The organism is Rouxiella sp. Mn2063 (assembly GCF_049319665.1).
GTDB lineage: Bacteria > Pseudomonadota > Gammaproteobacteria > Enterobacterales > Enterobacteriaceae > JBMOUD01.
Genome location: NZ_JBMOUD010000006.1, coordinates 217,270 through 235,240, shown reverse-complemented (window position 1 = coordinate 235,240; position 17,971 = coordinate 217,270). Strand labels below are relative to the sequence as shown.

Annotated in this window: 15 protein-coding genes; 8 read left to right on the top strand and 7 right to left on the bottom strand. The window is 43.4% G+C overall.

What is annotated here, in order from left to right; translation table 11 throughout:
- Positions 1-36: 36 nt before the first annotated feature.
- From ACL9RG_RS11715 to ACL9RG_RS11705, 3 genes are all read right to left on the bottom strand, one after another.
- Positions 37-801, bottom strand: a complete 765-nt coding sequence (locus tag ACL9RG_RS11715) for an SDR family NAD(P)-dependent oxidoreductase (RefSeq protein WP_422792790.1) — start codon at positions 799-801, stop codon at positions 37-39.
- Between the two features lie 39 nt (positions 802-840).
- A complete protein-coding gene (locus tag ACL9RG_RS11710) occupies positions 841-2,148 on the bottom strand; it encodes an MFS transporter (RefSeq protein ID WP_422792789.1) in 1,308 nt (435 codons plus the stop codon).
- Positions 2,149-2,367: 219 nt separating this feature from the next.
- Complete coding sequence (locus ACL9RG_RS11705) at positions 2,368-3,408, bottom strand: LacI family DNA-binding transcriptional regulator (protein WP_422792788.1); 1,041 nt, start codon at positions 3,406-3,408, stop codon at positions 2,368-2,370.
- Positions 3,409-3,687: 279 nt separating this feature from the next.
- Between ACL9RG_RS11705 and ACL9RG_RS11700 the strand changes: the two genes are divergently transcribed.
- The gene (locus ACL9RG_RS11700) at positions 3,688-4,338 is read left to right on the top strand and encodes an ATP-dependent Clp protease proteolytic subunit (protein ID WP_422792787.1); all 651 of its coding nucleotides are present in this window, start codon (positions 3,688-3,690) and stop codon (positions 4,336-4,338) included.
- Between the two features lie 94 nt (positions 4,339-4,432).
- Here ACL9RG_RS11700 and ACL9RG_RS11695 read toward each other — a convergent pair whose 3' ends face one another.
- The 3 genes from ACL9RG_RS11695 to ACL9RG_RS11685 all read right to left on the bottom strand — a co-directional run bounded on the left by ACL9RG_RS11695 (position 4,433) and on the right by ACL9RG_RS11685 (position 7,940).
- Positions 4,433-5,317, bottom strand: coding sequence for an MBL fold metallo-hydrolase (locus ACL9RG_RS11695; RefSeq protein ID WP_422792786.1), 885 nt, complete (start codon positions 5,315-5,317; stop codon positions 4,433-4,435).
- A 634-nt stretch (positions 5,318-5,951) separates the two neighbouring features.
- On the bottom strand, positions 5,952-6,779 hold the full coding sequence (locus tag ACL9RG_RS11690) for a lipid II-degrading bacteriocin (RefSeq protein ID WP_422792785.1): 828 nt from the start codon (positions 6,777-6,779) through the stop codon (positions 5,952-5,954).
- Positions 6,780-7,559: 780 nt separating this feature from the next.
- Positions 7,560-7,940, bottom strand: coding sequence for a DUF4440 domain-containing protein (locus tag ACL9RG_RS11685; RefSeq protein WP_422792784.1), 381 nt, complete (start codon positions 7,938-7,940; stop codon positions 7,560-7,562).
- A gap of 759 nt (positions 7,941-8,699) precedes the next feature.
- Here ACL9RG_RS11685 and ACL9RG_RS11680 point away from each other — a divergent pair.
- From ACL9RG_RS11680 to nadC, 7 genes are all read left to right on the top strand, one after another.
- The gene (locus ACL9RG_RS11680) at positions 8,700-10,076 is read left to right on the top strand and encodes a glycosyltransferase (RefSeq protein ID WP_422792783.1); all 1,377 of its coding nucleotides are present in this window, start codon (positions 8,700-8,702) and stop codon (positions 10,074-10,076) included.
- A gap of 88 nt (positions 10,077-10,164) precedes the next feature.
- Complete coding sequence (locus tag ACL9RG_RS11675) at positions 10,165-11,442, top strand: glycosyltransferase family 2 protein (RefSeq protein ID WP_422792782.1); 1,278 nt, start codon at positions 10,165-10,167, stop codon at positions 11,440-11,442.
- Complete coding sequence (locus ACL9RG_RS11670; RefSeq protein WP_422792781.1) at positions 11,442-12,881, top strand: radical SAM protein; 1,440 nt, start codon at positions 11,442-11,444, stop codon at positions 12,879-12,881. The genes ACL9RG_RS11675 and ACL9RG_RS11670 overlap by 1 nt, the downstream gene beginning before the upstream one ends.
- A gap of 11 nt (positions 12,882-12,892) precedes the next feature.
- Positions 12,893-13,738 carry a hypothetical protein gene (locus ACL9RG_RS11665; RefSeq protein WP_422792780.1) on the top strand — a complete coding sequence of 282 codons (846 nt, stop codon included), beginning with the start codon at positions 12,893-12,895 and terminating at the stop codon, positions 13,736-13,738.
- Positions 13,735-14,898: an MFS transporter gene (locus ACL9RG_RS11660; protein WP_422792779.1), complete on the top strand. Its 1,164-nt coding sequence runs from the start codon at positions 13,735-13,737 to the stop codon at positions 14,896-14,898. Before ACL9RG_RS11665 ends, ACL9RG_RS11660 begins: the two co-directional genes overlap by 4 nt.
- 68 nt (positions 14,899-14,966) lie before the next feature.
- On the top strand, positions 14,967-15,764 hold the full coding sequence (locus ACL9RG_RS11655; protein WP_422792778.1) for a hypothetical protein: 798 nt from the start codon (positions 14,967-14,969) through the stop codon (positions 15,762-15,764).
- Positions 15,765-16,008: 244 nt separating this feature from the next.
- Positions 16,009-16,902 (top strand): carboxylating nicotinate-nucleotide diphosphorylase, encoded by an 894-nt coding sequence (nadC, locus tag ACL9RG_RS11650; RefSeq protein WP_422792777.1) that lies wholly within the window; start codon positions 16,009-16,011, stop codon positions 16,900-16,902.
- A gap of 57 nt (positions 16,903-16,959) precedes the next feature.
- Here nadC and ACL9RG_RS11645 read toward each other — a convergent pair whose 3' ends face one another.
- Positions 16,960-17,940, bottom strand: a complete 981-nt coding sequence (locus ACL9RG_RS11645; protein ID WP_422792776.1) for a TauD/TfdA family dioxygenase — start codon at positions 17,938-17,940, stop codon at positions 16,960-16,962.
- Positions 17,941-17,971: the final 31 nt, after the last annotated feature.

Below are 17,971 nucleotides of genomic sequence, written 5' to 3'. Positions count from 1 at the left end.
CAATACAGACGGCTAAAATAAGCCGTCTGTTCGGGTTTACATGCGATAGATACCGCCGTTCACATCTATCGTGGTGCCGGTAACAAAGCCGTCATACTCTGCGGCCAGAAAGGTGATGACACGCGCAACATCTTCTGGAGTGCCCGCTCTGCCAAGAGGGATCCCTTTAATCGTCTCTTCAGCCGATTCTTTCGTGGTATGCCGGTTATGGAAACGTGTACCCAGTATCAGCCCAGGGGCAACCGCATTGACTCGGATGCCATGTTCACCCAATTCAGCTGCCAGAGAACGGCTCCAGGTCAGTACAGCGCCTTTCGTCGCCGAATAAACTAAAGAACCCGAGTGCCCACCGGCACGGCCGGCTAAAGACGCAAGATTAATAATGCTGGCTCCATGTTGAGCCGTTTTCAGAAATGGCAGGGCGCTCTGTGTCACATTCAACATCGTGGTTAAATTGACATCGATGACGGTTTGCCAGAATTGATGCTCGATTTCTCCTAACCATTTTCGGCCCACGATGCCGCCAACGTTATTTATCAGGATATCAATGCCACCGAGAAATTCGGCGCCGGCCGTAACACAGCTTTCCGTTTCCTCTAGCGAGATTAAATTGGCGTAGCTATATGCCGCTTTTTGCCCCAGTGAATTTGCCAGTGCGACCAGTTCTTTGGGGCCAGACTCATCACTATGATAATGAAAATAAATATCGCATCCGGCCTGAATTAACATTTCCGCCGCTGCACGTCCGATACCTTGTTCCGCACCTGTAATAAAGACTTTTTTTCCTGCGAGATTGCCCATAGATTGCTCCTTTATTATTAACGCATTTCAAAATGAAAATTATGAATTGATAACGCCTTCACGTTGTTTAGCGCAGTAAAATATACAAATCAGACCGGTGACTAATAGACATGACGCCATAAATATCAGCCCTGAAGCATTGCCATGGGTTATATCATTAAGTATTCCCACCGTATAAGGTGCGACAAATCCCCCTATATTACCGATGCAATTCACTACCGCGAGCCCGGCCGCCGCCGCTGCGCCATTTGAAATATTGGCAGGCATTGATAGGAATGATGGAACCGCGGTATAAATACCAATCGCGGCAATACATAAGAAAGAGAGTGAGGTAAACAAATTATATTTAAAGAAGAACATCGCACCAACCAGGCCAATAGCGGCAACTATCATGCTGATACCTGCAAATATTCCCAATTTTTTCGTCTTACTGGCCCAAAGGCTCCAAGGGTAAACAAGCAAAGCGGCCAAGCCATAAGGAATAAGTGCCAGCAAGCTAACTTTGAAAATATTGTCGCCCGAAATCGAGGTGATAATAGAGGGCAGCCACATACCAAAGCCATATATCCCACATACCATGCCAAAGTTGAGCATGGCATAGAGCAGATATTTTTTGTTTTTCACACCATTAAAGAAATCAGCCAGCGTTATCTTTGAGCCTGATTTAGAACGGTTTGTATTACTCATTAACCAGCTTTTTTCTTCAACATCAAGATAGCCAATATCTTTAGGCGAGTTTTTGATGATAAAGGGAAGCAGTAATCCAATGACTATCGGCGGTATCCCTTCGATAATGAAGAGTAATTGCCAAGGTTCAAGGCCAAACCAGCTATGATCAATATTCAAAATAAAACCAGAAATTGGTGAGCCGATGGCATTAGATAACGGCTGGACAATAATAAACATACCTAGAATTTTGGTACGATACTTTTCCGGGAAAAAGATCGTGAAGTAATAGACAACAGAAGGAAAAAATCCCGCTTCACAAACACCCAACATAAAACGACAAATGTAGAGTTCCATTGGCGTTCTGACAAAACCGAGCAGGGTGGCAAAAACTCCCCATGAAATTAATATTCTGGCAAACCAAATGCGTGGGCCAAATTTAACAGTTCCTGCATTACTAGTGATTTCAAAAATAAAATAGCCAATGAAAAATATGCCAGAGGCAAAGCCAAAGGCTGAAGCCGTTAATCCAAGGCTATCTTCCAGCGCTGTGGCGGCATAGGCCATATTGTTTCTATCAAGAAAGGCCAGGAAATATAATAAAATCATCAAAGGGACAATATGTAGAGTCAACTTCCTGATGGCACTATTTTCAATATCCTTCGGCGTTCTTTTTTGCATAATATTATTATCCAATGCAATGAATCGGAGAGAGTAGGCTGTTGCTATTAAAATAAATACTTTCACTTCACATGAATATAATTCAATGTGTATTTTTGGTTGTTTTTAAATTAAATAAAATCAATCAATTTTTCATTCGAAATAAATAAAAATCAATAATCACCTTGAGTGACTCATTAAGCGGCATATGATTTATTAATTTAAATTACGCTCAATCAGTTACCTGTTTTTTACTGACTTTCGGATGACTAATGTCGGCGGAAATAGTAATTCATCAGGAGACAGAACATTATTATTTATACGACTAATGAGCCGTTCAACCATCACTTTAGCCATTTCTTTTATCGGTGGCATGACAGATGTTAAGCCAGGTACGACAAGTGCCGAGATAGAAATATTATCAATGCCAACGATAGAAATGTTTTCAGGGATATTCACGCCCGCGGCACGAAACCCCATCATTAGACCGATTCCTAGCGCATCGTTGATAGCAACAATTCCGTCAGGGCGTGGGATCATAGCAAGTATTTCAGCGGCCATCGCTACACCTAGATCATACATTTCCGTATCACCATATTCACTGCTGGCCTTACATTCAATAATACGCTGGTATACAGAGTGTTGGTGCTCGCTAAGCGCACTCAGGAATCCCTTTATTTTATGACTGCGGCCTATCGTGAGCGCCGATTCAGTAGCGAAAATAATATTTTGGCAACCTTGCTCAATTAAATGCTTTGCCGCCAGATGACCCGCAGCAATATTATCCATCGATACACTGTCTAAGAGTCGGGTACCCGTTGCAATATGGTCTGAGAACTGATTATCGTAACTCAAGATAATCATTCCTTTCTCAGCAGCCCGGGCAAAGTGAGTTTTACGGATATCGCTGGCGGCAACAATAATGCCGCGTACACCATGTGAGAACATATCATCAATAAACAGAATTTCTTCTCTCTCCTGACGATAAGAGTTGTTAAGTAAAACTCTATAACGGTAATCCCGTGCAGCGAAATCAATTTCATGAGCCAGTGCCGCAAAACTCGGGTTAACAATTGAAGGTACCAATAAACCAATAATCCCAGTTTGGTCATTATTTAATGGCTCAGCCATTCGTTCGGGATGATAGTCCAGCTCGGTCATTGATTTCTCAATACGCAACCGTGTTTCATTACTCATCTGATTAAAACGATTATTCAGAAAATTTGAAACACTGCTAATAGAAACCCCAGCCAGCTGAGCAACATCGCGAATATTTGCCATCTATAAGTACCTTTCCTACAACTGCATAACCATGCTCAACAATCTATAAGGGAAGTGAACAGTGAGCAAGCTACAACCCTTGTTAAGCCCGGTTAGATGTAGTTTTTGTGAAAATACTCATGCAAAGGAGAGGGTGTTTACTAAACACATAAGTAAGGCCGTGTCTAAAACCATGTACAGTTTATCTCATGTGAGATATCTGACGGTCTTGATTTTACCATTCCAGCTTATATGCTAAAAAGTAGTTAAGGATTTTACATTTAAAATATGAAGGGAAACATGAAAAGTAAATTATGCTTATTAACTCTAGGTCTATTTTCACTATTTTTGTCGGCTGGTGCGCAGTCCGTTGAAAGTGAAGGGAAAGATAGAGTGGCGAAAATTTATTACACCGGGGATATGCAAACATCCACGGTAATAAAACTCGTCAGTGTGATTGATGAAATCAATAAAAATAATAATGTTGATAACATTTATCTCTATATTAATAGCTATGGCGGCGATATGGATGCAGGCCTGATGGCTTCAGCTGCTATCAAAAGCTCGAAAATCCCCGTTACCGCTATTGCCATGTCCACCGTTGGTTCTTCTGCCACCATCATGTTTTGTGCCGCCAAAGACAGAAGATCCTTACCAGATGGCAGCATATATCTGCATCCTGCCTTTACCTCCCACAACGGAGATTTAAGGCCTGCTGATATTACCTATCTTGGAAAGGAGAATAAGAGATTTAACGAGATGTTTAAAAAAACATATCGTGAATGCACCAAGCTGGATGAAAATAAAATCAACGACATATTAAATAGTGAATATAACCGAGAAACGTTTTCTCCTGAAAAAGCGATCGGTGCTGGGTTAATATCAAAGGTTGATGAAAAGATAGTTGATGCAAACTACAACTATTATGTCACTAGTAAAGATGATGGTTAATTGCATTTAAGGGGAGAGGGAAGTCAGGTATTTGATAACGCTGCCTTTTAAATAAGGCAGCGGGTAATCCTAAAAATATAGAGATATTTCGGCGTTATTTAGCAGGCTCAAATATATAGTGATCGCCTTTCGAACGGATATAACCTACGCCTGGATAAGGGAAGTGCGGAGCAAAGATCAGCTCGTGATCTGCTGCCAGCTTAGCCAGTAATGCTTTACGGTTGGCAATCCCTTCGGCACGGTCGTTATCAAAGCTGATCGCCCATTGCGGTTTGGCCAATGAAACAATTGCGCTATGTACGGAGTCACCGATATCCAGAATACGCTGCTTCCCTGAGACTATCTGGTATCCCACATGGCCTGGTGTATGACCAGGCAAGGGAACAGAACGAATATCCGGCAGGACTTTATCTCCAGGGGCAAACGTTTTGACCTGAGGTTTAATCACCTTAACCAACTCAGCCATATTGGGCATTGTTTGCAGCCATTTCCAGTCAGGGGCCGATATTTGTACCTCGGCATTGGGGAATTGCTGCTTGCCATCAGCAGTGACCAATCCACCAATATGATCGCCATGGACATGAGTAATCAGTACGTCGGTAATCTGCTCGGGCTTTAAGCCAGATTTCTCAAGGCTTTCCACTAATTGACCTTTTGCTTTAGGCCCCAAACCGGTATCGATAAGGATATTCTTTTGGCCTTCTCGAACTAGCAGCCCATCCACACTCAATTTAATACTGTCAGTTGGCGCCCCGGCGGCCGAGAGCACATCGGCAACCGCTTTTTCTCCAACATCGACCCCTAATATTTTGGCATCGTTAGGAAAAACGTTATCTTTGTCGTGCAAAGACGTCACTGCCAATTTCCCTACCTGGAAGGTTTTAAAGGCGGGAGGATCGTTGGCCTGTGGCGTCTCAGCCCATGCGCTGAAAGTACAGCTTGTTGCTAAAAGAACTGGGATTATCAATGGCTTAATCATATTGCTCTCTATCTAAAGATGAGGAACGAAATAGGGTGGTAACGTACGAAAAACGGCCGGTATATTATTAGTACTCACTTGAGAGATACGGCTTAAGCAAGCGTGATAAAAATATAGCTTTTGGGTAAGAGATGTGTCAAATCGATGAAAGATATGGGGAATATAAGAAATTTCGATAATCACTGAATGTATTTTGCACAAAATACGTATGCCGCGTGCTAATGTAAGGAAATTATGCAGAAAAATTTATTAAACAAAAACGTTGTATTTAATGAACATAAAGGGATCTTCGGGGGTTAAATAATGATTTTTCATCAATTAATGAATTTTACGAACAAGCATCGCTGGAAGTTTTACTTGATATGGGTGATACCAACGTTTTTTATTTGGTTTTTCCTAGGGATTTACGCTTGGCGAAGCAATCCTGAAACCCCAGGAGGATTATATATTTTCACTGCATTGGTAGCATGGGCTACCGTACATTTTTCAACAACCATAATACTTGCCATAATACTTGCTATATGGCGAAACTATGTTAGATCAGTATCTAATTAAAAACGAAGGCCACAATAAAGCAGTCTTCGTTTTAAGGATCAGTCAATTATGATTGGCACATTACCTACGATACTCTTGACTATCTATGTCCATCCCCGGAGAGATTTATCTCTCCGGGCATAGAAATGTAATATGGTGTTCCTGAGAACTGAGCACCTAGGTATGTTAGTGACTCTGCAATAGGCCCTCGGAAATCACCAAGGTTAAAATCATAGTAATCATGGTAAGCCCGAACAACGCCATTGTATGTCCACGCACCTCCACTCTGGATATCTAAATAACCGATAGTACGAAGAGTTATATTTCCTAGATATGCAGCAGGAATCATTCCACCGCTTTCGTAAGTGTTATGATTAAAATTGATATCGATGGGAATATTTCCGGTTACACCAGTATTCACAATGTTCATCAGTTCAGGGATGTGCTGAGGGGTGATTTTCAGCCCAACATCTGGAAGATTGACATAACGCTCCTCTCCATTCCCCCACAAGTAATGACCCAATGCAGAAATGGGCGTTACTGTCTTACCGCTCATCTGTTTTAAGCTCATCGAATTATAGTCGTACTTCGCAGGAGCCATTCCACCAAGTTCAGTATGATAAGCTTCATATACATTTAAACGAGGATTCTGACAAAGCTGAGTGTCAGCATTCAACATATATCGAATGTTGTTAGACACTACCTGAATCGTTAAGGGGTCGTTCGCTCCATGAGTTTTTACATAATCTGCCAGCCAGTTCATCGTATCTAAACAGAATTTTTCTGACTGGTAATAGGGCAGCGTTAACATCAAGAAAAGCTGCCCTGATGTAGGGCGATTTGATATAGAAGGACTAAAAGCACCCCCACCATAACCAGCTGGCTCATACCCTGTAGGCGGAGCAGTAATGACCATAGTATCTGACATAAAATTCCCTCTCTTATTTGTTAAAAATACTGTATGTATATACAGCCCAGAAATTCAAAAGGTACTTGCAAGAGTACAAAATGTCAACAATATTTCAGAGACGATCATCATCTAAAAAAGACTATGATCAGGATGTAACCTGAAGGTGCCTTGAAGGGAAAGGGTTTAGCAGATTGTGCTTTTGGATAGAAGAGGGGGTTATTATCCCATACGGGCTAACCACTTTTGACCTGACAGGTTCTGAAATCCTTGGTTATTGTGTCTACTCCGTGACGATTGTTTTGATGTCAGCGTTCGATAGTTTTCCCAGCAACATGATGCCAAAATAGAAGATATAGTAAGACAAAGCGGACTTTTCATTCATCGTTCAGCGCTGAACGCCTATCTGTCCATAACAGGTGAAGAACTTATACATCGCCGCTTTGCTAACAGGGGATATTTTGCTTGTGCTAAAACAGAACCACTTTGCTGCTAAATTCGGTGATTTAGTCTCTATCATCGTGATGTAGCTATTGCTGAAGCTATGTGCTTTTATGCATGATGCTTTGTACTGCGGTAAACGATTCAGAACGCTAAATATGAAACTGAGTCAATAGGGCTTTGAAGAGCTAAATCATTGAAAGGCTCCATCTCATGATGGTTATTGGTCACTAGGTGCAATTTAACATAATATACATTATGCGCACCAAGATAGGGATACGTAGAATCTGGTGTTTGGCGCTGTCATTGTGTTGCTCGCGGATCTGCCATTTTGCGCCATTTCCCATGCCTTTCTTGTTTTCACTCTTTTATCGGTGTCCCTTGATGAAATCTAACCTGCCAACCATATCGCTCTGATCTTTGCCAGATTGAACTGCGCAATGTGCGCCGTACTTTCACGTTGCCTTCCGTTAACTCGAAACTTTGATAAGTCAGAATAACTTCGTTTTCACTGATTTTACTCAGCGCAAAGTTTTCAGCTTCTATTTTCAGTTGCTCGGTTTCACCCAACAACGCCACGACAATATCGTTTCTGTTGTACAGCTTCCCCGAACGGCCAATCTCTGCAAACTCGCTATGCAGCAACTGCTCAAGGATTTTTTCATCGCGGGGCAACGCTGGTTGATGCAAACTGATTTCTAGCTCAACGATGTGTTGCATTAAATCTGCGTGATTTATCATGTCAGAGTCGCCTCAGAAAACAAAAAAATCGCGAGAATGTCTATGCCTTGATTTCCCGTGCCACAACCCTTGCCTTGGCGACTTATCATAAACCTACGTCAACGTAATTCAGATCAAATGAGCTGTCTGATTCATAGAACACAAGATCGTACTCGCCAGTTAACTGAATGGATGATGAATCTGTCCTGAAATAGAACGCAAAGCAGTAAATCTTGGTTTATTTTTCGTCTCGATTCGATCGCGCTACGTAAAATCTGCTAAAGATTATCGATAATCTCCCAGCAGATTTCGTCAGAAGACGTGGACTTCAACAACAAGATTTTGAGTGTTGCTGCTCATATCGTCAAAATTTTCACGTTCAAAATCTTACTCAGTAGATGCATTTTCCATCAAACAGACCCTAGACTATCGTGAAATATGGTGTCTTATTTGAAATTATCAACATATTAACTATAGGATAAAAATCCATACTTTAAGTAGGTTTAATTGTTGTTCATTTTTCCTAAGTAAAATGCTCGCATACCTTCCCCATATTTTTACGATATCGCCCTATTTTCTCTCACTTTTTAATGATTTGCGAAAAACCTCACAAATCGTAAATTCACATAAATTAGGTAGTTCTGACAAAACTTTACTCTGTGATAGTGTGTTTGTGTCGAGCGGGTTATCTTTGCCCCTCAACTGGGAACGTTACCGGAAAGCGCCATAAAAATGCCATTAACTGCATGATATAAATGTAAATAGCATAGAGGTGTAACAATGCAGCATAGCCAAGAAAAGTGTGCGATGTTTGTTTCGTTCGATGCAGTAGCGGTATCTGGGATCACGGTTGAAGCAATGAAAATTGCCAAGCAACTGAAGAACCGAGGTTTTCGGTCTTATCTGGATCTGGGATACGATATCAAGATTGATAAAGGGAATTTTAATAAGCCCTATAATGAGGAAAATGGCATTTATCGCGATGTGTTTACACTGGTTCGTATCGACGATATTACATCCATCCCTAATTACAACATTAGCTTTATAGAACACGCGCATAACGTGTTGATTAGTCAGAAAACTATCATCTCCGACGATGAAAAAACCGTTTTATTACAGACCATAGAACATACTGCCCAACAGCTCGCAGATCGTATTGTTGCCCTGTGGGGAAAGCTCGGTATCAACAATGTTGTCGTAGAAAACGGGACGCTGCCAGAAAACATTATCTATACCAAGGCGCTTTATCTCGCCATTGAACATTACGGTCAACAGCATGATTTAGATAATTTTGTTATCTGGCGCGATCACGACCTGATGTGGAATAGCGAAAAAACCGTGATGAAATACGGCCCTGCGCCCTATTCTTACGCGATTAAACCCGTTAAATCTAAATACATTACCTACGTCACGCTTAATGATCATCTTAGAAAGAAACTAGAAGCCTGGTGTAATTATAATGTTGATGTGAAAGTGAAGAAAAATACCTACGATTTTTCGGATCAAAAAACGCGATACAATATTAGAGAACAATTAAATGTACGCAAGGATGATATCTTAATTGCCAGAACGACCAGGATTATCCCACAAAAAAGACTAGATCGAGATATTACGCTGGTTAGCCATCTTAATACGCTATTCCATAATAGTAATAGCGATCGCCGAGTCTATTTAGCTGTCGCGGGTAATGAAAATGAAAATTACGACTATTTTCAAGAATTGGATACGCTCTCACAAGAGTTAAAGGTGCAGCCATATATCAAATTTATTGGTGCGCTCCCCCATGAGTGTATGCAGTCTGAAAGTGATGCTATCGCGATTGAAGACCTTTATCATTCGTGTGATTTAGTCTCGTTTCTGACATCCTATGATTATGATAGTTATGGAAATCCTATCGGTGAGGCTGTAAGCAGTCGACGTTGTTACATTACAACCAGCTACGAATATTACCAAGAGGTGTATGGCCAGCACGGCTTCGAAGCCCCTGTGATGGCTATATCGGAGTTGCAGGACGGTCTGCCTAATCAAGAATTTATTAATAATTTATTCCAATTTATCAATGATAAGGAATATATGTCGCATGTTGCAGAAAGAAACTTTAACTTGGGTAAACAAGTACTTTCTAATAATGTGATCGATATTTTAAACTTAAATTAATTATCAACTCAGCCTGACTCTCTATTTGTTATTTAAATAGGGCTAATTTCCATACATAACATTCTGGATATTAAATCCTGGAGAAGCTATGCGTGATTCAATTTTCGTGTCAGTAGTGCTGCCCGTTTATAATGAAAGCGATCGTATTGATGAAGTGTTGGTGTCACTATTTAATCAAAAAACTAAAGAGAATCTTATTTCTCATGACACCTATGAATTGATCATAGTTGATAATAATTCAACCGATGACTCTGTTGCTAAAATAAATGCGTTTAGTGCCAAGAACCCATCAATGGATATTCATATTATTAATGAAACCATTCAGGGCGTGTCTTCTGCCAGAAAGCGCGGTATGGATTATGCGTCACTGCGCTCCAAGGCCCGCGATAGTCGTCTTGGACTAAAACGTAAGCATTATATTGTTTCCGCTGATGCCGACTGCACCGTTGATGCTTATTGGTTGTATGAGCTGATTAATACCATGGTGAGCCAACAAGGGGATTTAGGCACCTGTAACTATTACTACAATATCGAAGCTTTTGAAAAGCGCCCTAATCTGTTCAAAGAGATCCAGAAAACGCTGCGTCTGCGCGAATACTCTTTCTCGCTGTTCGGCGGTTTCCCTGATGGTAAAGGCTTTGGCGTGGAGCGCGGCTTATACGACACCATCGGCGGCATTGAAATCTTCTATCAGTTAAACAATGGCCGCTTTGTCGAGCACCTGTCCGATGACTGGGACTTTGGTATCAAAGTTATCGCTTACGGTGGCAAGCCGGTATATGCCAAACATTCCTATGTTGAAATTAATAGCCGCCGGGTCGATACAATTCTTGATGAAGTGATCAACGGCATCGCTTACGGCAGCGACGGCATCATTATCATGAAGGATGTGCGTCCTGACGTGGAGCAGCAAAAACCGACGCTGGTCGATACTACGACAGCGGAGTCGAAACAGGCCTGGGACTATTCGGTAAAAGATTACACGCCGAAAAATATCATTCTGCCAGCCCTGCTCAATCCGCATATTTTGCTAGAAAACAGTGAAGTCAGGGACTTCTTCTCGGGCCCGTTAGCCGACAATTTATATCGCCGCATACATGAGCTAAAGCATGAGATGCGCATTATCGATTTCAAACCTATTCACGCCTATAAAACCCCGGCGTACCGTCTTTATTTTGAGTTCCGCGATGAAATCTTTGCCGCCATGCGCCGCGCCGTTGGCGAAGACATTGGTTTCCCGCCGGCATTGCCTGCGTGTTTCGATAAGGTCAAAGCCGAAGATTTTACCCGTTTTGTTTACTACTTCTGTGAAGACCGCGAGTCCGGTGAAGCCCACAACTATTTTGCTAATGGAGGCGTATTCTAATGAACAACGACGCACTGAACTCATTGTTAGATATTGATGAAAATTACCCGGTTCCGCTCGTGAATGCCTTTTTGGCGAAGCCGGAAAACCACGCTTTTCTCGAATATGTCCATAAAGACCCGTTCGGCTGCCACGTTTTCCCCGGCGATATCAACGATTATCCGTTGCCGTCGTTCTTTGCCGATATGGATAGCGATATTAAAAAAGCGGGTAAAATTCACCTTTGGGCTTATATCCCAACCTGTCGCTATCGCTGCCATTTCTGCCAGTATCCGACGGTAATTTTGAACCCTAAAGCGGCGTCATCACAGGATGTATTCCGCGACTTAGTTGATTTTAATATCAAAGAAGCCCTGATGTGGCTCGAGCGTGTGCCTAACCTGGCGACAGTCGAAGTCGGTGAGTTCAACATTTTTGGCGGTACACCTTCTCTGCTGCCAGAGTCAGAACTACGCCGCATGATGGCGTTTTACAAAAGTCACTTTAACTTCTCTAGCGCCACCATGCGCTTTGAGGGGGAACCCGGCACGCTGAATAAAGAGTATCTGGCGATATTGAAAGATCTCGGCTTTAGCAAAATCAGCTTCGGTACCCAGTCGTTCAATGACGAAATCATCACCGCCTGCGGGCGCATGCACTCGGCTGACGAGTGCGTGGAAACTATTTTCCAAGCGCGGGATATTGATATCGATTGGGTCAGCGTCGACCTCATTTACGGCATGCTTGGCCAGACGGTAGACGATGTGAAGTACGACATGGAAAAGACCCTAGAGCTAGGGCTGTCCCACGTTGTTTGTACCAAATTGCACATGGATGAATTCATCAAAAACCGTACCGGCGTATCGGGCGAACGTGAAAGTCTGTGGCAGAAGAAAGGCCTGATTAATATCAATAATATGACCTTCCCAGGGCTGGGAAAACAGTATCAGATGCGTGAGTTAGTGGAAAAATATCTGGCCGACGGCTATACCGAACACCCAACCATGTACTTCCACCGTAACGATCAGCAGCCAGAAAAATGGAAAGGCCTGATCACCGACCTCGATAAGCAGTACCCAGAGGTCGCGATTGGTCTGGGCGGTAGTTCTAAATCGACCCGTTCCGAAGCCATCAATATTACTGGCTATAAAAAGTACAAAGAAGCGTTAAATGAAAACCGTCTGCCTATCGAAGAAAGCCGGGGTTTCTCGCCAATTCAGCGTGAAGTTAACGCCTTCAAAATGGCGCTTTCTACCCTGATTCCAGTAGACGATAAGGTGTTCAAGCAACGCTTTGACGGCAATAGCTTCTTCGAGAACCAAATCATCAACCGCACCTTAGATAAGCTGGTTCAGAAAGAGTTGGTGACAATTTCAGGTGACGTTGTCACGTTGACGCCAATTGGTATCACATTGGTTGAAGCCATTATTAACACTCAATTCTCGGCCGAGTCTGAATAAGGAGCGAATTTATGGCAACCACATCTGTTGCATCCAAACCCGTATTCAGCCTCTATTACATTGGCATAGATACTGAAGCTGGCGTGACTAACGAACAGTTTGAAGCTTTTGTCCGTGAAAAAGGGGTACAAATCCCCTGCTATCCCGGTTGGCGCTGGACGCTGCTGCGAGGTTTACGCGGTGAGCGCGCCGGGCAGTTTTTGATGCTGTATGAAATTGAAAGCCAGGCCCATCGCGACCGTTACGTTACGGCTACCGGTCAAAAAACCGAGGAGGCCAAAGCTTTTTGGCAACAGAACGCCGCCGCACTGGAGATCCTTGCCGAGTGGAGAAAACTCGGCACCTTCAGTCAACTGCCGACGCTATTCACCGACTATCAGTTGCTAGCGGAGAACGCTAAAAGTGATGTGCCTCATGGCCCGCGCTATCAGGAGCGTCCGGGTGAAGAACCCATTGCACGCATCATCGGCATTCACAATCTGGCGCTGCGTGAAGGCGTAATGCCAGAGCAGTTTGAGCAATTTATTGCCGAAAATCATCATCGTATTGAAGATTACCCAGACTGGAAGTTCCATTTGCTCAAAGGCGAACGCGGCAACCGGCTGGATCAATATGTGGTGATGATGGAGATAGCGAGTCTGGCGGCGCTGGACGTGTTCTACCCAGAGCCGGATATCGCCACCGATGAAGCGGCTAAGTTTGCCAAAGCGCATCGCGATACTAAGCAGATGTACGAAGAGTGGAAGCAACTGGCGTCGTTCTCTGGCTCACCGCAGATTTATACCGACTATTTATCGGTTGCTGAAAGCCGGCCAGGGATAGAAAGCGCGTCTGCTGAGGAGAGCCGCTCGTTATGACAATTAATCTTTTGAGCCGCAATGCCACGGACAATGTTCGTCAGCAAATCGCTACCCGTACGATTTTCTTTCTTGCCGGGTTAGGCATGTCGGCCTGGGCACCGTTAATCCCGTTCGTGAAGTCGCGAATTGGTATTGATGAAGGCTCGCTCGGTTTGCTGCTGTTTTGTATCGGCGCAGGCTCAATGTTGATTATGCCCTTTACCGGTTTTCTGATTGGTAAGTTGGGCTGTCGTAAGATTATTTTGAGTGCAGGTTTTTTGCTATGCCTTGATTTACCGCTACTGACATTAATCGACGCCCCGCTGTTGATGGGGGCGGCATTATTAGTGTTTGGCGCGATCAACGGAATAATGGATGTGGCGATGAATTCGCAGGCCATTATTGTGGAACGAGAAAGCGGACAGGCAAAAATGTCCGGCTTTCATGGTTTCTACAGTATTGGCAGCATTTCAGGTGCTGGCAGCGTGAGTATATTGCTGTGGATGGGGGTAACCCCATCCTTTTCCATCGGCCTGATTGCCACGCTTATCGCTCTCCTGTTGCTTATCGCATCGGCAGATTTATTAGCCAAAAGTGAAATTGACGGTGAGCAAAAAGGCGGCACATTGTTTGCGCTGTCCCATAGCAAGATTCTGTTTATTGCCCTGCTGTGTTTTTTTGTGTTCCTGACCGAGGGCGCGATGCTCGACTGGTCATCACTGTTCCTTAATGCAGAACGTGGGGTTGAAAAATCACAGGCAGGATTGGGCTATACGCTATATGCCATCGCAGTTACCTGCGGCCGCCTTTATGGTGACCGACTGGTTAACGCTATCGGTCGCTATCGCATGCTGCTACTCGGCAGTCTGTGCGCGGCAGGTGGTTTGCTGCTGGTGACGTCGATTAATGTGGCGTGGATCTCGTTTGTCGGGCTGATTTTAGTCGGCATCGGTATCTCCAATATCGTGCCAATTCTGTTCAATGCCGCAGGAAATCAACAGCAGGTTCCACCGAATCTGGCTTTCCCGGCGGTGACGCTGGTTGGTTATGTCGGCTTACTGGCAGGTCCTGCGCTAATCGGTTTTATCGCCAAATACTCCAACCTGACGCTGGCCTTTAGCTGCGCCATTTTCTGTCTGTTGTTGGTCAGTATCAGCGCCAGGGCGGTAACGCGCTAAGCATTCGAAAAATAAATGAACTCGAAAAACTCACCTATTTTACGATTTAGAATAAAGAGGAGATCTTCATGAACGCATCATCAAGCCCTGTTTTCTCTCTGCATTATGTGGGTATCAATCTCAAGCGAGGCGTTGCCTCGGATCAATTCGAAGCTTTTGTGCGTCAGAAAGGTGTGAATATCCCGGCCTATCCGGGATGGCAATGGACGCTGTTACGCGGGCTGCGTGGTGAGCGAGAAAATCAGTATTTGATGGTTTATCAAGCCAAAGATGCGGCGACTTACGCGCGTTATATTGATGGTAATGGCGTACCGACTGAAGAAGCACACAACTTTTGGCAGCAACACCCAGAAGCGGCCGAATTGATTGCTGAGTGGAAAACTTTCGGTACCTTTGCCGAGCTGCCGACCATTTATACTTATTACAGTCTGGTGGCTGAAAATACCAACAGCTCATTACCGGCAGGCCCGAATTATCTCAACGTGCCGGGTGAGGAAAAAATCGAGCGTATCGTCGGTATCCATAATCTGGCGTTAAAACCGGGTGTTTCTGCTGCACAGTTTGAGAAATTTATTACCGATAACATTCACCGGGTGGAAGATTATCCGGGTTGGAAGTTCCATATGCTGAAAGGTCAGAGCGGCAACCGTTTGGATCAGTACGCCGTGATGTTGATTATCGAGAGTCTGGATTCACTGAATTCGTTCCACCCTGATATGGATGTATCAACACAGAAAGCGCTGACGTTTGTGGCCGAGCATCAGGATACCGAGCTGATGTATACCGAGTGGAAAGAGCTGGCCTCCTTCTCAGGTGCACCGCAGATCTATACTGATTACATCACGATTGGCGGTAATCAAGGGTAAGCATCACGTATTATCATCTCTGATGGTTAATCTAAAGCAGCCTTCCCCGGCTGCTTTTTTTCTGGCTTTTATTCTTTCTCCTCGCCACAGAATGCGTGATTACACTGCCAATTCTCACCTTAAAAGCCAAAGAATGATGTCGGTTTTTTCTTGGTTAACCTGTGTTAGGTTCACTTGGTACTTGTTACTACGACAAGGTATTATGTTTTTTTGACGATTTTATGCGCCATTTTGGAGTTTCTTTATGTCTATTCGTCGCTACAGTATCGAGAGTCGCCGCGCAGAATTATTTGAACGTATCAAGTACGACATTCCTCTTATCGTTGCTCAGGCTTTACGTGAAGATCTAGGCGGCGAAGTGGACGCCAGCCGCGATTTAACGGCTCAGCTTTTATCTGCGGATAAGCATGCATCGGCGACTGTGATCACTCGTGAAGCGGGAATTTTCTGTGGAAAAAGCTGGGTAAATGAAGTCTTTCAACAGCTTGGTGAAGGTAAAATCGACATAAATTGGCGAGTTGAAGATGGCGATCGCCTGGAAGCTAATCAGCATCTTTGGGATATTTCAGGCCCTGCCAGATTACTGCTGACAGGCGAAAGAACGGCACTTAACTTTGCACAAACTTTATCCGGTGTTGCCAGCACCGTTAACCATTATGTCAAGCTTCTGGAAGGGACCCAAACTCGCTTGCTTGATACTCGCAAAACACTACCGGGTTTACGCACCGCACTGAAATATGCCGTCCTTTGTGGCGGTGGTGACAACCATCGTTTAGGGCTAGCTGACGCATTTCTTATCAAAGAAAATCACATTATCGCCTGTGGCTCAATTAAAGCTGCCATCGATCGCGCACATTGTATACATGCAGATGTTCCAGTTGAGGTCGAAGTGGAATCCATCACAGAACTCAAGGCCGCCTTGGAAGCCGGTGCTGACATTATCATGCTGGATAATTTCACCTTGGATATGATGCGTCAAGGCGTAACCCTGACAGCCGGTCGCGCATTGCTTGAAGTTTCGGGCAATGTTACTGATAGCAGCCTGCGAGAATTTGCAGAAACCGGTGTTAATTACATTTCTGTAGGGGCACTCACCAAACACGTGCGCGCGATGGATCTGTCGATGCGTTTCCGCTAGATTTTAGTGGCTTCCCGGCCCTCTATTATGAGGGTCGGCATATTTCCTGGTCGACGCTTATTGAGTATATTTGATAGTTTCTATGTTTTTCTTTACATATAATCTTTGTAGCCAGCGATCTTTCCCATCAAATTGTGCTTTGAATAATGCTCTGCCATGCAACATTTTATTATTATCAATAATTAATGCTGAACCTGGCATGAGTAAGGCTCCAAAAGAATGTTCATTAAATAGCGCGCGCATTTTTTCAAATAGTACACAGGCTTCAGCCTGTAAACAATATGTAACACCTCTATTGAAATTAAAAGAATACCCTTCTCGACCATTATTATTAACCAGGGAGCGTAGATAATAAATATCGTTTCCATTAGAGAAAGAAAATGGTGCTCTAATGAAGTATTTTTTCTCGTGAAGAAGTTGTATTTCTTCCTCCGATAGACTCGACAATGCTGACTTAATATTGACGAGCATTGTAGGGATATTTTGTTCTTTTCTGCTTCTTACCGCTGTGAGCAAGAGATAATCAGGTTTATCAAGATCAAAAGCGATTTCCGTATGAAATTCAAGATCGATTTCCGAGCCAGTCCCTGATGCTAATGTTTCGTTTCCTTTTATCGGATAGAGATCATGGATGAATAAACCATTGTTTTCACACGCATACGAATAAGGCCTACCGAGTAAAGATGATAAATAGATAAGCGTTTTCTCTGTTATATAACTGCCTTTAGGTTTTTCAATTATTTCAGTATGAGGTGTTTCGGGTTTGTCAGCATCGATGGGGAACCCTGAGATAATTGCATAGCCATAGTTATTAACTTTTTTACGTATAATGTCGGAGATAGTACCGCTAGGATCTAAAATACTACCCACTCTTTCCCATAATTTAAGAATGTTTTTATTATCCCTTAGTTCATTCTCATCAATAAGTAACTCAAATCTCTTTGCAATGTCTGGCGGGATAGTAAAATTAGGCGAGTCATCATCTGAGCCTGAAGTTAACATTGAAAAACATTCCGGTTTTACTTTATTACCGATCATATAGACCTCATGAAATTTTATAGGATTTCGT

What these genes read in the sequence shown, in the direction of transcription:
- ACL9RG_RS11705 (WP_422792788.1), bottom strand. Translation starts at nt 3,408, where the DNA reads ATGGCAAATATTCGCGATGTTGCTCAGCTGGCTGGGGTTTCTATTAGC.
- ACL9RG_RS11665 (WP_422792780.1), top strand. Translation starts at nt 12,893, where the DNA reads ATGGCAACCACATCTGTTGCATCCAAACCCGTATTCAGCCTCTATTAC.
- ACL9RG_RS11710 (WP_422792789.1), bottom strand. Translation starts at nt 2,148, where the DNA reads ATGCAAAAAAGAACGCCGAAGGATATTGAAAATAGTGCCATCAGGAAG.
- ACL9RG_RS11675 (WP_422792782.1), top strand. Translation starts at nt 10,165, where the DNA reads ATGCGTGATTCAATTTTCGTGTCAGTAGTGCTGCCCGTTTATAATGAA.
- ACL9RG_RS11700 (WP_422792787.1), top strand. Translation starts at nt 3,688, where the DNA reads ATGAAAAGTAAATTATGCTTATTAACTCTAGGTCTATTTTCACTATTT.
- ACL9RG_RS11660 (WP_422792779.1), top strand. Translation starts at nt 13,735, where the DNA reads ATGACAATTAATCTTTTGAGCCGCAATGCCACGGACAATGTTCGTCAG.
- ACL9RG_RS11655 (WP_422792778.1), top strand. Translation starts at nt 14,967, where the DNA reads ATGAACGCATCATCAAGCCCTGTTTTCTCTCTGCATTATGTGGGTATC.
- nadC (WP_422792777.1), top strand. Translation starts at nt 16,009, where the DNA reads ATGTCTATTCGTCGCTACAGTATCGAGAGTCGCCGCGCAGAATTATTT.
- ACL9RG_RS11680 (WP_422792783.1), top strand. Translation starts at nt 8,700, where the DNA reads ATGCAGCATAGCCAAGAAAAGTGTGCGATGTTTGTTTCGTTCGATGCA.
- ACL9RG_RS11645 (WP_422792776.1), bottom strand. Translation starts at nt 17,940, where the DNA reads ATGATCGGTAATAAAGTAAAACCGGAATGTTTTTCAATGTTAACTTCA.
- ACL9RG_RS11685 (WP_422792784.1), bottom strand. Translation starts at nt 7,940, where the DNA reads ATGATAAATCACGCAGATTTAATGCAACACATCGTTGAGCTAGAAATC.
- ACL9RG_RS11715 (WP_422792790.1), bottom strand. Translation starts at nt 801, where the DNA reads ATGGGCAATCTCGCAGGAAAAAAAGTCTTTATTACAGGTGCGGAACAA.
- ACL9RG_RS11670 (WP_422792781.1), top strand. Translation starts at nt 11,442, where the DNA reads ATGAACAACGACGCACTGAACTCATTGTTAGATATTGATGAAAATTAC.
- ACL9RG_RS11695 (WP_422792786.1), bottom strand. Translation starts at nt 5,317, where the DNA reads ATGATTAAGCCATTGATAATCCCAGTTCTTTTAGCAACAAGCTGTACT.
- ACL9RG_RS11690 (WP_422792785.1), bottom strand. Translation starts at nt 6,779, where the DNA reads ATGTCAGATACTATGGTCATTACTGCTCCGCCTACAGGGTATGAGCCA.